This window comes from Paraburkholderia agricolaris (assembly GCF_009455635.1).
GTDB classification, from domain to species: domain Bacteria; phylum Pseudomonadota; class Gammaproteobacteria; order Burkholderiales; family Burkholderiaceae; genus Paraburkholderia; species Paraburkholderia agricolaris.
The window spans coordinates 293222-306229 of the sequence record NZ_QPER01000002.1 but is presented as its reverse complement, the minus strand read 5'-3'; the positions used below and the strand labels follow the sequence as shown (position 1 = coordinate 306229).

General features: G+C 62.9%; 14 protein-coding genes. 10 read left to right on the top strand and 4 right to left on the bottom strand.

Translation table 11 applies throughout. From position 1 onward, the window contains the following. Positions 1 to 24: 24 nt before the first annotated feature. From GH665_RS22825 to GH665_RS22805, 5 genes are read left to right on the top strand one after another with little or no spacing between them, the layout of a single operon-like run. On the top strand, positions 25 to 981 hold the full coding sequence (locus GH665_RS22825) for an ABC transporter permease (RefSeq protein WP_217361942.1): 957 nt from the start codon (positions 25 to 27) through the stop codon (positions 979 to 981). A 17-nt stretch (positions 982 to 998) separates the two neighbouring features. Continuing rightward, a complete protein-coding gene (locus GH665_RS22820) occupies positions 999 to 1973 on the top strand; it encodes a carbohydrate kinase family protein (protein WP_153139143.1) in 975 nt (324 codons plus the stop codon). A gap of 16 nt (positions 1974 to 1989) precedes the next feature. Next, positions 1990 to 2751, top strand: a complete 762-nt coding sequence (locus GH665_RS22815) for an SDR family NAD(P)-dependent oxidoreductase (RefSeq protein WP_153139141.1) — start codon at positions 1990 to 1992, stop codon at positions 2749 to 2751. Between the two features lie 51 nt (positions 2752 to 2802). Continuing rightward, a complete protein-coding gene (locus tag GH665_RS22810) occupies positions 2803 to 4224 on the top strand; it encodes an aldehyde dehydrogenase family protein (RefSeq protein WP_153139139.1) in 1422 nt (473 codons plus the stop codon). A gap of 31 nt (positions 4225 to 4255) precedes the next feature. Continuing rightward, positions 4256 to 4504 carry a hypothetical protein gene (locus GH665_RS22805; protein WP_153139137.1) on the top strand — a complete coding sequence of 83 codons (249 nt, stop codon included), beginning with the start codon at positions 4256 to 4258 and terminating at the stop codon, positions 4502 to 4504. A 23-nt stretch (positions 4505 to 4527) separates the two neighbouring features. On the opposite strand, the gene GH665_RS22800 is transcribed toward GH665_RS22805, so the two are convergent. After that, entirely contained in the window at positions 4528 to 5445 is a 918-nt protein-coding gene (locus tag GH665_RS22800; protein ID WP_153139135.1) for a LysR substrate-binding domain-containing protein, read from the bottom strand. A gap of 178 nt (positions 5446 to 5623) precedes the next feature. Between GH665_RS22800 and GH665_RS22795 the strand changes: the two genes are divergently transcribed. From GH665_RS22795 to GH665_RS22785, 3 genes are all read left to right on the top strand, one after another. Beyond that, complete coding sequence (locus GH665_RS22795) at positions 5624 to 6322, top strand: pirin family protein (protein ID WP_153139133.1); 699 nt, start codon at positions 5624 to 5626, stop codon at positions 6320 to 6322. Between the two features lie 48 nt (positions 6323 to 6370). Beyond that, positions 6371 to 6793, top strand: a complete 423-nt coding sequence (locus tag GH665_RS22790) for a DoxX family protein (RefSeq protein ID WP_153139132.1) — start codon at positions 6371 to 6373, stop codon at positions 6791 to 6793. 251 nt (positions 6794 to 7044) lie between these two features. Then, the gene (locus GH665_RS22785; protein WP_343038759.1) at positions 7045 to 7812 is read left to right on the top strand and encodes a pirin family protein; all 768 of its coding nucleotides are present in this window, start codon (positions 7045 to 7047) and stop codon (positions 7810 to 7812) included. Positions 7813 to 7934: 122 nt separating this feature from the next. Here the strand turns inward: GH665_RS22785 and leuD are convergent, their stop codons facing one another. Genes leuD through GH665_RS22770 form a run of 3 tightly spaced genes read right to left on the bottom strand, consistent with a single transcriptional unit; the run spans position 7935 to position 10894 of the window. Continuing rightward, positions 7935 to 8549 (bottom strand): 3-isopropylmalate dehydratase small subunit, encoded by a 615-nt coding sequence (gene leuD, locus GH665_RS22780; protein WP_153139129.1) that lies wholly within the window; start codon positions 8547 to 8549, stop codon positions 7935 to 7937. Further along, positions 8546 to 9964 (bottom strand): 3-isopropylmalate dehydratase large subunit, encoded by a 1419-nt coding sequence (gene leuC, locus GH665_RS22775; RefSeq protein WP_153139127.1) that lies wholly within the window; start codon positions 9962 to 9964, stop codon positions 8546 to 8548. The genes leuD and leuC overlap by 4 nt, the downstream gene beginning before the upstream one ends. A 36-nt stretch (positions 9965 to 10000) precedes the next feature. After that, positions 10001 to 10894 carry an alpha/beta fold hydrolase gene (locus GH665_RS22770; RefSeq protein WP_153139125.1) on the bottom strand — a complete coding sequence of 298 codons (894 nt, stop codon included), beginning with the start codon at positions 10892 to 10894 and terminating at the stop codon, positions 10001 to 10003. 116 nt (positions 10895 to 11010) lie between these two features. On the opposite strand from GH665_RS22770, the gene GH665_RS22765 reads away from it, so the two are divergent. Both GH665_RS22765 and GH665_RS22760 read left to right on the top strand, forming a co-directional pair. Next, entirely contained in the window at positions 11011 to 11901 is an 891-nt protein-coding gene (locus GH665_RS22765; protein ID WP_153139123.1) for a LysR family transcriptional regulator, read from the top strand. Between the two features lie 141 nt (positions 11902 to 12042). After that, entirely contained in the window at positions 12043 to 13002 is a 960-nt protein-coding gene (locus tag GH665_RS22760) for an MBL fold metallo-hydrolase (RefSeq protein ID WP_153142241.1), read from the top strand. The last annotated feature ends 6 nt before the right edge of the window (positions 13003 to 13008 follow it).

Here is a 13008-nt window from a genome sequence, read left to right as displayed (position 1 = left end):
CCAGCGGACATCCCGTCCCGCCACATGCAGCAAGTGCGCAGCCTGCTCGGCAATTACGCGCTGCTGTTCGTGTTTATCGGGATCTGCATCGTATTTTCGATTGTCACGCCGACCTTCCTCGCGCCGGCGAACCTGTTCAATGTGCTGGTGAACAATGTCGTGCTGCTCGCGATCGTCGCGCTCGGCCTGACCCTTGTCGTATCGTCCGGCGGGATCGACCTGTCGGTCGGCGTTGCAGTCGACCTGTCGAGCATGGTGTTCGTGATGCTGCTCGCCGCAGGTTACGGCAGCGTCGTCGGCGTCGCGGCTGGTCTCGGCGCGGCGGCCATGGTCGGGCTGATCAATGCGGTGCTTATCACGCGCTTCAAGATCAGCCCGTTTCTCGCCACGCTCGGCATGCTGTTCATCGGCCAAAGCACACAACAGCTCGCCACGGCGGGCGGCCAGCCAATCTACCTGATCACTGGCGAACCCGCGCACCAGTTCGATCAGATCGCGCGCACGGCGCTGCTGCATGTGCCGACTCCGGCCTGGGTACTGCTAGCCTGCTCGGTCGTCGTCTTTCTCGTTCTGCACCGTTCGGTGTTCGGACGGCAAATCGTCGCGCTCGGTGTGCAACCTGGCGTCGCGCGGTATTCGGGCATTCGCGTCGCCCGTCAGCTTTCATGGGTCTACGTGGCCTGCGCGCTGCTCGCGGGCATCACCGGCATCCTGCTGTCGGCTACCGTCAAATCGTATGTGCCGCTGTCCGGCAACGCGTTCCTGCTCGACGCTATCGGCGCGACCTTTATCGGCACGACACTGAGCCAGGAACGCCGTCCGAGCGTGATCGGCACTCTGCTCGGCGTGCTGATGCTGGCCGCCATGAAGAACGGCTTGCTGCTGGTGGGATGGAACTTCTACTGGCAACAGGTTGGAATCGGCATTCTGGTTTTCGTCGTGCTCGCGGCCAGTTTCGCAATGCGCCGCCGCTCACACTAAATATAAGAGGATAGACAGTGACTACTTTCGATGTCAGTTCAATCGGCTTTCACGTCCTCGACGTGCTTGGCCGCCCTGTCACCGCGATTCCGCCGGGCGGCCGCGCGGCGTTCATCGACGAAATCTGCATGACGGTGGCCGGCACCGCCGGCGCCACCGCGGTTGCGTGCGCGATCCTCGGCATCAAGACACGCTCGGTGACCACCGTGGGCGACGACGACATGGGCGACTTCCTCGTGTCGAAGATGCGGAACTATGGTGTCGACTGCTCGCTCGTCAAACGCACGTCGTCGGTGCAAACATCCGCGACAATCCTGCCGGTACGCCCCAATGGCGAGCGGCCCGCGCTTCACGTACCGGGCAGTGCGACGGTGTTCGAAGTCGCGCCAGACGATCTCGACACCGCGCTTGATGCACGCATCATTCATGTGGGCGGCACCGGCCTGCTGAAAGCGTTCGACGGTGAGCCGACCGTTGCATTGCTGCGTCGTGCGAAGGAGCTGGGGCGGATCACCACGTTCGACCTGATTCAGGCGAATCCGGAGACGATCGCGTTGGTCGAACCATGCCTACCCTACCTCGATTATTTTGTGCCGAGTATCGACGAAGCCTCCGAGATGGCCGGCACGAGCAGCGTGCCCGCGGTCGCCGATTTCTTCCTCTCGCGCGGCGTCAAGAACTGCATCCTGACCTTGGGCGCAAACGGCGTCTACGTGGCGTCCGAGCGCGGCCGCGTGTTCCATCTGCCGGCCTTCGAGGTGCCCGTCTCCGATACGACAGGGTGCGGCGACAGTTTTACCGCGGGGATCATCGTCGGGATCATCAAAGGATGGTCGCTCGAAGAGTCCGCGCGATTCGCTTCGGCCGTCGCGGCCAGGGTCGCGATGGGCCTCGGCTCGCAAGGCAAGCTCAAATCGTTCGACGACACCGTTGCGGCCATGACCTCGCTGCCCGTGCGCCAGGACACGCTCACAGCAACTCATCAACTCTGATCGATAGAGACAACCCATGCAAAATACCCAGCAACGCCGTGTCGCATTTGTCACCGGCGCAAGCCGCGGAATCGGCCAGGCCGTCGCCGTTGGTCTGGCACAAGCCGGCTACGACGTGGTGATTACCGACCTCGCACGTCAGGAGGCCGATCTGCGCAAAACCGCCGGCCTGATTACCGCTCTCGATCGCAAGGCCTATACGTACCTTGCCGACGTCAGCAAAAAAGACGAGGTCGACGCCACGGTGCAAGCCGCATTGCGCGACGCGGGGCGTATTGACGTGCTCGTGAACAACGCCGGCATCCTCAAGCTGTCCCTGCTCCAGGACCTCGATGAAGCAACGTGGGACGCCCATTTCGATGTCAACGTAAAAGGCGTGCTGCTGATGTGCCAGGCGGTCGTGCCGCACATGCGGGCACGCAAGTCGGGGCGCGTGATCAACATCGCGTCGATCGCCGGGCGCCAGGGCGTGGCCAACCAGGGTCATTACGCTGCCACCAAATCGGCCGTCATCACGCTCACCCGCGTGCTCGCGCAGGAGGCAGGCATGGACGGCATCACCGTGAATGCGATCTGTCCAGGCATCATCCTGACTGAAATGGGCCGCAACAATCTGGGTAGCGACGAAGCCGTCCGGCACTGGGAAGAGGTCGCTGCATTGAAACGCCTTGGCACGCCCGAGGACATCGTCGGACCGGTGTGCTTTTTCGCCTCCGAGCAGTCGGCATTTGTCACCGGCCAGGCGCTCAACGTCTGCGGCGGCATCTATTTTCACTGATCGTTCAGCGCGCGACCCGTGCGGCGCGCGTCTCGAACCTGGAGGCATCGCATGAACAGGGCAGACAGTTTCTATATCAATGGCGAGTGGGTCGCCCCGCTGGGGGACGGCCGTTTTCAGTTGATCAATCCAGCCACGGAACAGCCGATTGGCAGCCTGGCAATGGGCAACGTTGAAGACGCCCATCGCGCGGTTGCCGCGGCCAGAGCAGCGTTCGGCGGCTGGGCCGCGACTTCGCGCGAAGAACGCAAGCGCTTGCTGACCCGCCTGCTCGAACTCTACAACGCGGCATCCGACGAGATGGCCGCGCTGATGACCACGGAAATGGGCGTAGCCAGCAGCTTTTCCCGCAACGCGCAGATCGCACTCGGTCGCGCGCATCTGGAAACGGCGATCCGCGTACTCGGCGATTTCGCGTTTACCGAACAGCGCGGCGAGACCTTGTTGAGCCGCGAGCCGATTGGGGTCTGCGCGCTCATCACGCCGTGGAACTGGCCGATGAACCAGCTCGTCGTCAAGGTTGCGCCGGCGCTCGCGGCCGGCTGCACGATGGTCGTCAAACCCAGTGAATTCTCGCCACTCAGCGCATTGCGCTTTACACAGATGGTGCACGAAGCCGGTTTCCCGCCCGGCGTCTTCAACGTGCTGAATGGCGATGGCGCAATCGTCGGCGACGCGCTCGCAAGACATCCGGAGGTCGACATGGTGTCGATCACGGGCTCGACGCGCGCCGGCGTGGCGGTGGCGAAAGCGGCGGCCGATACGGTGAAACGCGTGCATCAGGAGCTCGGCGGCAAGTCGGCCAACATCATCTTCGCGGACGCCGATTTCGAACGCGCTGTCGCGCATGGTGTGCGTGCGAGCTATCTGAACTGCGGCCAGTCGTGCAGCGCACCGACCCGCATGCTCGTCCCCAAGGACATGATGCAGCACGCGGCGCGAATAGCGGCTCGCGAAGCCGAATCGATTCGTACCGGCGCGCCCGAGCTGCCGGATACAGAACTGGGACCCGTGGTCAACGCGCGCCAGTATCAGCATATCCAAGGCTTGATCGAAAGCGGCATCGAGGAGGGAGCGACGCTCGTCGCGGGCGGACCAGGCCGCCCTGCCGGTCTCCAGCAAGGCTATTTCGTGCGGCCGACCGTATTCGCCGACGTGCTGCCGACCATGCGCATAGCGCGCGAGGAAATCTTCGGCCCGGTGCTGTCCATCATCGGCTTCAGCGATGAAGAAGACGCGATCCGCATCGCCAACGACAGCATCTATGGACTGGCCGGCTATGTGCAGACCGCCGACAAGGAAAAGGCCCGTCGTGTTGCCGCGCGGTTGCGCGTAGGGAACGTCTATATCAACGAGGCGCCCTGGGACGCCGGCGCGCCTTTCGGTGGCTACAAGCAGTCCGGCAATGGTCGCGAGCATGCGGAGTTCGGGCTGAGCGACTATCTGGAGTTGAAGGCGACTGCAGGGTACTAGTCCATCGCAGACCACCACGAGCAGCGTTTACATGAATATGCCGACACAGATTCGCGGGAAGATGTCTCGCACAGTACAGAACCATGACGAACTGTGCGCCCGCGACAGGGCCTTGCTGGTTGACGCCCTGGAGGCTCTGTTGCGGGAGCGCTTACGCGCTGTCGAGACCATTCGCGACGTCGGCAGCGATCGCACCCGCGGCGCCTTTATTCATGACGACTTCGGAGTTGCCGACATTCTGCGCCTGGCACGCATGCTCGACCGGCATGCGAGGCTTTAAGTAACCCGGAGCAGGTGGCCAAGCTAGCGCTGCCAGTTCGAATCTTCGCATCCCGAAACAAGTGCATCGAGCAGGTGACGCACGGCGGGAACCATGCCACGGCGCGTGGGAAAAATCGCATGGACGAGGCCGGGCGCGGTAGCCAGACCTGGCAGCAGGTGCTGCAACCGACCCGCCTGAATATCGGCCTCAACCAGCTCTCTCGGCAGCAGTGCCACGCCAACACCCGATATGGCCGCGACCCGAAGGCTGGCCAGGTCGTCGGTGGCGAGGCGCGGCTGATGCGCCCACGATGTCACCTCTCCCTCGGCGTCGAGCAGGTTCCAGACAAATCGCTCGCTGCTGCTGGCCATGGAGAGCGTGGGCCATCCCTTCACGGATTCGATCGAGCCCGGCGCCGGATGGCGCGCCGCCAGTTCGGGACTCGCAACCAGAATATGGATCGACAAACCCAACTGACGCACCGCGAGATCGGTGTTCTCCAACGGCGGAAGCCTGACCCGGATGGCGAAGTCCAGGCCTTCCTCGACGACATCCACACGACGGTTGGTTGCATCCAGCAGAACCTGGACATCCGGGTTGTCTTCAACGTATCGCGCGATGACTGCGGAGATGCCGGACTCCAGTAAGGCCACGGGGCAGGCGATGCGAACGGTGCCCTGCGGCTTGGAGCGCGTGCGGTCCACGATATCTCTGGCAGCCTTCGCTTCCGCTACGAGGGCAAGGCAATGCTGATGAAATTGCCGCCCGGTTTCCGTCAACGACAGACTCCGGCTCGTGCGATTCAGCAGGCGAACACCAAGTTCCTCTTCCAGCGCGCGAATGCGCCGGCTGAGCTTGGACGTCTGCAAGCCGAGGCTGCGCGCGGCCGCCGTGTAGCTGCCATGCTCGACCACCTCTGAGAAGAGCCGGAGATCGTTGAGGTCAGTGATTGTGTTCATGGCAGGCTTCACTCCTTCCAATCGTTCTATCCATGACAACGATGCGTTCTAATCCAGCATCTATGCGCACGTTCATTGCAAATATAGCATTCGTCTCACGGCCTGCACCAGAGCCGAATTCGGCAGATAGCACAGGTAACAAGCGTCGCATTGGCGATGGCGGAAAACGGAGGCGGACATGCTCACACACAGGCGTTGGGAATCGTTGGATCGGGGAAATCTCGGCTGGCTGCGCGCGAAACACCATTTCGCGGTCAGCGCCGATGGCAATCCCGCGCACGCCGCCCTCGGTCCCCTGATTGTCTGGAACGACGACGAGATCGCCGTCGGCAGCGGGTTCCCCATGCACGGGCACCGTGACATGGAAATCATCACCTATGTGCGCCAGGGCCTGCTCGGACATCGGGACACTTTGGGCTCCGAGGGAACGATCCACACGGGCGACGTCCAGGTCATGAGTGCCGGCACGGGCATACGCCACGCCGAGTTCAACCGCGGCGAGGAACCGCTCAAGCTTTACCAGATCTGGCTCCTGCCGCGTGAAGCCGGCGGCGAACCTGCATGGGATACCAAGCCGTTTCCCAAAAGCGACCGGTCCGGGCGGTTCGTTGTCCTTGCCAGCGGATTCGACGGCGATGAAGGCGCCCTGCCTATTCGCGCCGATGCACGTGTGCTCGGCGCAATGCTGAAGGCAGGTGAAAGCGTTCAACACGAACTGGGTTCAGCGCGCAGCGCCTACCTCGTCGTGGCATCGGGACGCATCGAAGTAAACGGCGAGCCCGTTGGCCCGCTAGACGGCGTGGCGATCACGAAGGTCGCTGCCGCACGGATTTCCGCTCTTGAAGATTCTGAGCTGGTGATGGTGGACGCCGGCTAATTCCCTTTCTTGTCATCCACCTCCGTCAATTCATTTCTGGAGATTGTCATGGAACGTTTTAAATTTCTTCCGTTGTTAGGCCGCATTCTGATCGGTGCGCCGTTTGTCATGAGCGGGCTGGGCAAGCTCGCAGCGTATGGGGCGACGGTTGGCTATATCGCCGCCATGGGGCTGCCTGTTCCGCCACTGGCGTTCGTTCTCGCCGTGCTGACCGAGTTGGGCGGCGGCCTGCTGCTGATCTCTGGCTACAGGGCGCGCGCCGTGTCGCTGGGGATGGCGGTGTTCTGTGTGGTCACTGCAATGTTCTTTCACCACAACTTCGCCGATCAGAACCAGATGATTCACTTCCTCAAGAACGTGATGATGGCCGGCGGCCTCCTGCAAATCACCTGGTTCGGCGCCGGCGCTTTCAGCCTGGACGCGCGTTCCGGCCGGGTCGCTTTGCGTGTTTCGCCCCTGAAGGCGAGCTAGGAAAATGGACGCGTCGAGGCGGCGCTTACCCGATACAGTGGGCGCTCGTCTCGCTGTGATGTTTCTCTGTTGTCGGTGTACCCGTGGGAGTCAACACCATGTCTTTCGAAACGATCCCGTCGAGCGCCCCATCGCAAGGTTCTGCAGAAGATGGCGCGTTGCTCGATATGAAACCTGTTGCTCATACTTCGAGCGTTCCGCGGCGCGGACGATCGATAGTCACACGAACCGCGGGTCGCCAACACGGCCCCGTGAAGCGTCTTGTCAGCCCGTCCGACCTTGGCGAGGTGCTGAAACCCTTCGTCTTTCTCGACTATTTCGATAGCTCGGTGGAAGCCGGAATGCGCTTTTCCATGCACCCCCATTCGGGGCTTGCCACGACGACCGTGCTTCTGGAAGGGGAAGTCGACTATGAAGACACCACGGGCGCATCGGGCATCATGCCCGCCGGCAGCGTCGAATGGATGAATGCGGGCCAAGGCGTGTGGCACGACGGCCGGGCGAGAGGCAATGGGCCGGTGCGGGGCTATCAGTTGTGGGTCGCGTTGCCGCCCGAACTCGAACTGGGCACACCCTTCAGCCAGTATTTATCCGTGAGCGAGGTCCCGCAAACGGGTCCAGCGCGCGTTATCCTGGGTCGTTACGAAAACACCGAAAGCCCGGTGCCCTCACCCGCAGGCATCAACTATCTGCTTGTGCGGCTTTCGGCTGGCGAGCAGTGGCAGTACACGCCGCCGGCCGGCCACACCGTCGCGTGGTTGGGTATCCAACGTGGTGCCCTGCGCGTCGCCGATGAATCGGTTTCCAACGAACTTGTCGTGTTTGACGAGTCCGAAAACGTCCTGACGTTCACCGCCAACGGAGATTCGGAGTTCGTCCTCGGCTCCGCGGTCGCGCATCCGCACGAACTTGTGCTTGGCTATTACTCGGTACATACGTCGGCAGAGGCGTTGCGTGCGGGGGAAGCCAGGATCGCGGAGATTGGGACACAACTGCATCGCCGTGGCCGCATCGGCTAGTTCCGCGAACTGGCTTCGACACGCTACGAATAACTCGCCCCGCTGTGGGACGGTGAGTGAAGCCGCCGTAAACAAGGCCACGCTCTGCACTTCAGTGTTTCGTATGACAGCGCGGCGGCCCGTTACATCACCTGTGCCCAAGGATGCCGGACGAAATGCCCGCGTTCGAATGCCTCGATCTCGGCGACGGAAGCCAGGGTGAGATCGACGGTGTCCATACCTTCGATCACCATGCGTTTGTGACGCGCGCCGATGGGATACGCATACACGTGCCCCGACGCGGACGTCACCGTTTGTCGTTCGAGATCGATCGCGAGCGATGTGCCGGGAGCGTCGATCGCGTCGCGCAGCAATGCATCGACAACGCCGCGCTCGAGTTGCACGAGCAGCAGCCTGTTGTTCATCGCATTCGAATAGAAAATCTCCGCGAAGCTCGGCGCGATCACCGCCTGAACGCCGTACTGCTGCAAGCCCCATACCGCATGTTCGCGGCTCGATCCGCAACCGAAATTGGAGCCGCCAAGCAGGACACGCGCATTCGCGTAGCGGGGCTGGTTGAGTACGCAGTCGGCGCGCGGCGCGCCGTGTTCGTTAAAACGCAGGTCGTATAGCAGGCCATCCGCGAGACCCGCCTTGTCGATGATGCGCAGAAACTGCTTGGGCATGATCTGGTCGGTGTCGAGGTTGTCGATCGGCAGCGGCACAGCGCTGCCCTCGATGATCGTGAGTCGCGTCATGGTGCTTGTGTCTCCAGAGTGCGGACATCGGTGATGCAGCCGGTCAATGCCGCCGCGGCCGCCATCGCCGGGCTCATCAGGTGCGTGCGGCCACCGCGTCCCTGGCGGCCTTCGAAATTGCGGTTGGTTGTCGAAGCACAGCGTTCGCCGGCTTCGAGCACGTCGTCGTTCATCGCGAGACACATCGAGCAGCCCGGCTCACGCCATTCGAAGCCTGCATCGATCAGCGTCTGCGCAATGCCTTCCTGTTCGGCGACGCGGCGCACGCTGCCCGAGCCCGGCACAACCATCGCGCGCACGCCGTCAGCAACGTGCTTGCCTCGCACGAGCGCGGCGACCGTGCGCAAATCTTCAATACGCCCGTTGGTGCACGAGCCGATGAACACGCGGTCGATGTGCGTACCCGCAAGCGCTTGCCGCGCGGACAGCCCCATGTAGTCGAGCGCGCGGCGCAGCGATGCGGCGGCTTCGGGTGTCGCTTGCATCGATTCGTCGGGAATAGGCTGATCGATCGCGACGGCCTGATCGGGGCTCGTGCCCCAGGTGACAAACGGCGCGATGTCGTGCGCGTCGAAGCGGTACTCGGCGTCGAAGCTGGCATCGGCATCGGAATACAGGTTGCGCCAGTCGTCGAGTGCGTTTTGCCAGGCCGCCTGATCGAGCGAGGGCGTATGGGCGCGCACGTAGTCGAAGGTGGTCTGATCAGGTGCGATCAGCGCGGCGCGTGCGCCCGCTTCAACGGTCATGTTGCACAACGTCATGCGCGCCTCGGCGGAGAGCGATGCAATGGTCGACCCGCTGAACTCGACTGCATAGCCGCGCGCACCCTGGGCGCCGATCTGGCTGATCAGCCAGATGACCACATCCTTCGACGACGTGCCGTACGGCAATGCGCCGTCGACCGTGATACGCATGGTCAGCGCCACCCGGTAGACAAGCGTTTGCGTCGCCAGCACATGCTCGACCTCCGAGGTGCCGATGCCGAACCCCAGCGCGCCAAGCGCGCCATACGTCGTGGTGTGGCTGTCGCCGCACAGCACGACCATGCCCGGGCGGATCAGTCCGAGTTCCGGCGCGACGATGTGCTCGATGCCCTGCAGCGGGTCGTCCGCCGCGAACAGCCGGATGCCGGCGCGCTCGCAGTTGCGTGCGAGGTTTTGCGCTTGCAGCAGCGACGCGGCGTCGCGAATCACCCGCGGCGATTCGGCGTGCGTGGGAATGATGTGGCTCACGACGGCCATCTGCTGACGCGGCCGGCGCACGCTCCGCCCGCGCGCGTCGAGCGCGCTGAACGCTTGCGGACTGGTGTACTCGTTCATCAGATGGAGATCGACGTACAGCAGCACGTTCTGTTCATCGATTCGCGATACGAGGTGCGAATCGACAAGCTTCTGATAGAGGGTTCGTTTCGACATGGTGTTCATCCTGAGGCCGGTTGCGAGCCAGCGCGCTCAGGCCGTGATTGCCTGGGTGGTGAGGAAGGGCAGCAGGTGGTCCAGCAGGAGCTGCGGCGCTTCTTCGGCGATGTAGTGACCGCAAGACAGCGCCTGGCCTTGCACGTGCGGCGCATACGCCCGCCATTCCGCGAGCGGATCGAAGCATTGCTCGATCACGCCGTCTGCGCCCCATAGCGCCATAAACGGGCAGGCGATCTGCTGTTGCGCATCCAGCGTTGCGCGGTCGTGCTCGAGATCGATCGTCACGCTCGCGCGGTAGTCCTCGCAGATGCCGTGCGCGGTGTCGGGATCGGACACGCAGCGCAGATATTCCGCGTAAGCCGCCGCGGTGAACGGCGCAAGACCCGCGCTGCGCGCGCCCATCGTCTGCTTGAGGTACAGGTCAGGATCCGCGCGAATCAGTGTTTCCGGGAACGGCGCGGGGCGTATCAGCATGAACCAGTGCCAGTAGGCGCGCGCGAACTCGAACGAGGTCTTCTCATACATCGCCAGCGTCGGCGCGACGTCGAGCGTGACGAGGCACGTCACAGCGTCCGGGTGATCGAGCGCCATGCGCGCGGCGACACGTCCGCCTCGGTCATGACCGATCACCGCGAACGAGGCGAAGCCAAGGCTACGCATGAGTTCGACCTGGTCGAGCGCCATGCGGCGCTTCGAGTAGTTGGCATGGTCGGCGGTGCCTCGCGGCTTGCCGCTGTCGCCGTAGCCGCGCAAATCGGCAGCAATCACAGTGAAATGCCCGGCGAGCGCGGGCGCAACCTTGTGCCAGATTGCGTGCGTTTGCGGATGGCCGTGCAACAGCAAAAGCGCGGGGCCGCTTCCGCCCTTGATTGCGTGAATCCTGATGCCGTCGACATAGGTCGACGCATCCGTAAAACCTTCGAACATGGTTGCCTCCCGACGTTGCTTGAAGTCTAATTCATGAAATAGACGATTGGGTTTCCGAAAAAGCAATCCGGTCGTAACTTTCAGGAACGAATCAAGCAATACGAGGGAGTAGTGCAATGGATGGCTTCTCAGATCTGAACCTGTTCGCGCTCGTGGCGCGGCATCGCAATCTTGCCGCTGCGGCGCGCGAACTGGGTGTGACGCCGCCTGCGGTCAGCAAGCGGCTCGCGCAACTGGAGCGGCGCCTTGGCGTGCGGCTGATGAATCGCACCACGCGACGCCTCTCCCTCACGCCGGAGGGCGAGCTTTACCTCTCGAACGGCTCGCGCATCCTCGACGAACTGTCGGAGCTGGAACAACTGGTGATGCGCAGCCGGGCCGAGCCGACCGGGCTGCTGCGCGTGAATGCGTCGTTCGGGTTTGGGCGGGCACGCATTGCGCCGGCGGTGTCGGATTTCGTCGCGCGCTTTCCCGCGATGAAAATCCAGTTGCATCTGACCGACCGGCCAATGAGCCTGCAGGATGAAGGTTTCGATGTGGGCATCCGCTTCGGCGAGGTGCCCGACGCGCGTATCAATGCGCGTTTGCTGCTGAAGAACCGGCGCATCGTGTGCGCTTCGCCGGCTTATCTCGAGCAGTATGGCAAGCCCTCAGTACCGCACGATCTGACTCGCCACGCGTGCATCGTGCTGCGCGAGAACGACTCGGCCTACGGCACATGGCACCTCTCACGCGGCAAGCGAACGGAAGCGGTCAAGGTCGACGGGGCACTGTCGAGCAACGACGGGGGTGCGGTGCTCCACTGGGCACTCGAAGGACGCGGCATTGTCGTGCGCTCCCAGTGGGAGATCGATGGTTATCTCGCACGCGGAGAGCTCGTGCCCTTGCTGGACGATTGGGCGTTGCCGGACGCCAATATCCATGCGATCTATCTGGAACGGAACCAGCTCTCGGTGAAGCTCAGGACGTTCGTCGACTTCCTGGGCAAGTATCTTCAAACGTCCTGAAAGGCGGGATGATGATTTAAGCTTCGTTAAAGCGCTCAAGCAGATGCAGCACCCGGCGCTAGAATCGGGCACCCCATCAAAGATCTCAGGAGACACAGCCCCATGAATGATCAGCCGTTCGGCCGCTCCCGTCGTGATTTCATGCGTATCGCCGTTACAGCAGGCACCACCGCCGCGCTGCCGTGGATGCAGGACGCCCATGCGCAGTCACCGGCCAACGCCGCAAGCACAGCGCCCGTCGCGGGTCATTCGGCAAAAGGCACCCAGTTGATCCTGCTCGGCACCAAGGGCGGCCCGACACCGTCCGACCTGCGCGCCGCGCCGGCGAACGTGCTGGTGGTCGACGGCCAGCCCTATGTGGTCGATTGCGGCAACGGCGTCGCGCTGCAACTGACCAAGGCGGGCATCAAGCTGCCGGGCATCCGCGACATCTTCCTGACTCACCATCATTCGGATCACAACGCCGACCTCGGCAACCTCGTATTTCTCGCCTGGGCCACCGGTCTGCGCACGCCCGTCAATCTGTACGGGCCGCCGCGCATGACAAAGATGATCGACGACTTTGTCGATATGAACGCGATCGATCTCGACGTACGCATGCGCGAAGAAGGCCGCCCGCCATTCCGGCCACTGATCAACATCCATGAATTCGACGGCCCGCGCCTCGTGATGGAAGACGAGCGTGTACGTGTCACCTCGACACTGGTCGATCACTACACGATCAAGCCGGCCTTCGCCTACCGCTTCGAGACCAAGGACCGCACCGTCGTCTTTTCTGGCGACACGACCTACTACCCGGCGCTGGCCGAGTTCGCGAAAGGCGCTGACGTACTGGTGCACGAAGTGATGTACCTGCCCGCGCTCGAAAAACTGATGAAGACCGTCGACAACGCGCCGACGCTGCTCGATCACCTCATGAAGAGCCACACCACCACGGAACAGGTCGGCAGGATCGCCGCGGCGGCGGGCGTCAAGACGCTGGTGCTGAGCCATTTCGTGCCGGGTGGCGATCCCGCGATCACAGACGAGATGTGGGCGGCCGATGCGCGCAAGCATTTCGACGGACAGATCATCGTCGGAAAAGATCTGCAGGTTATCTGAGTGCCG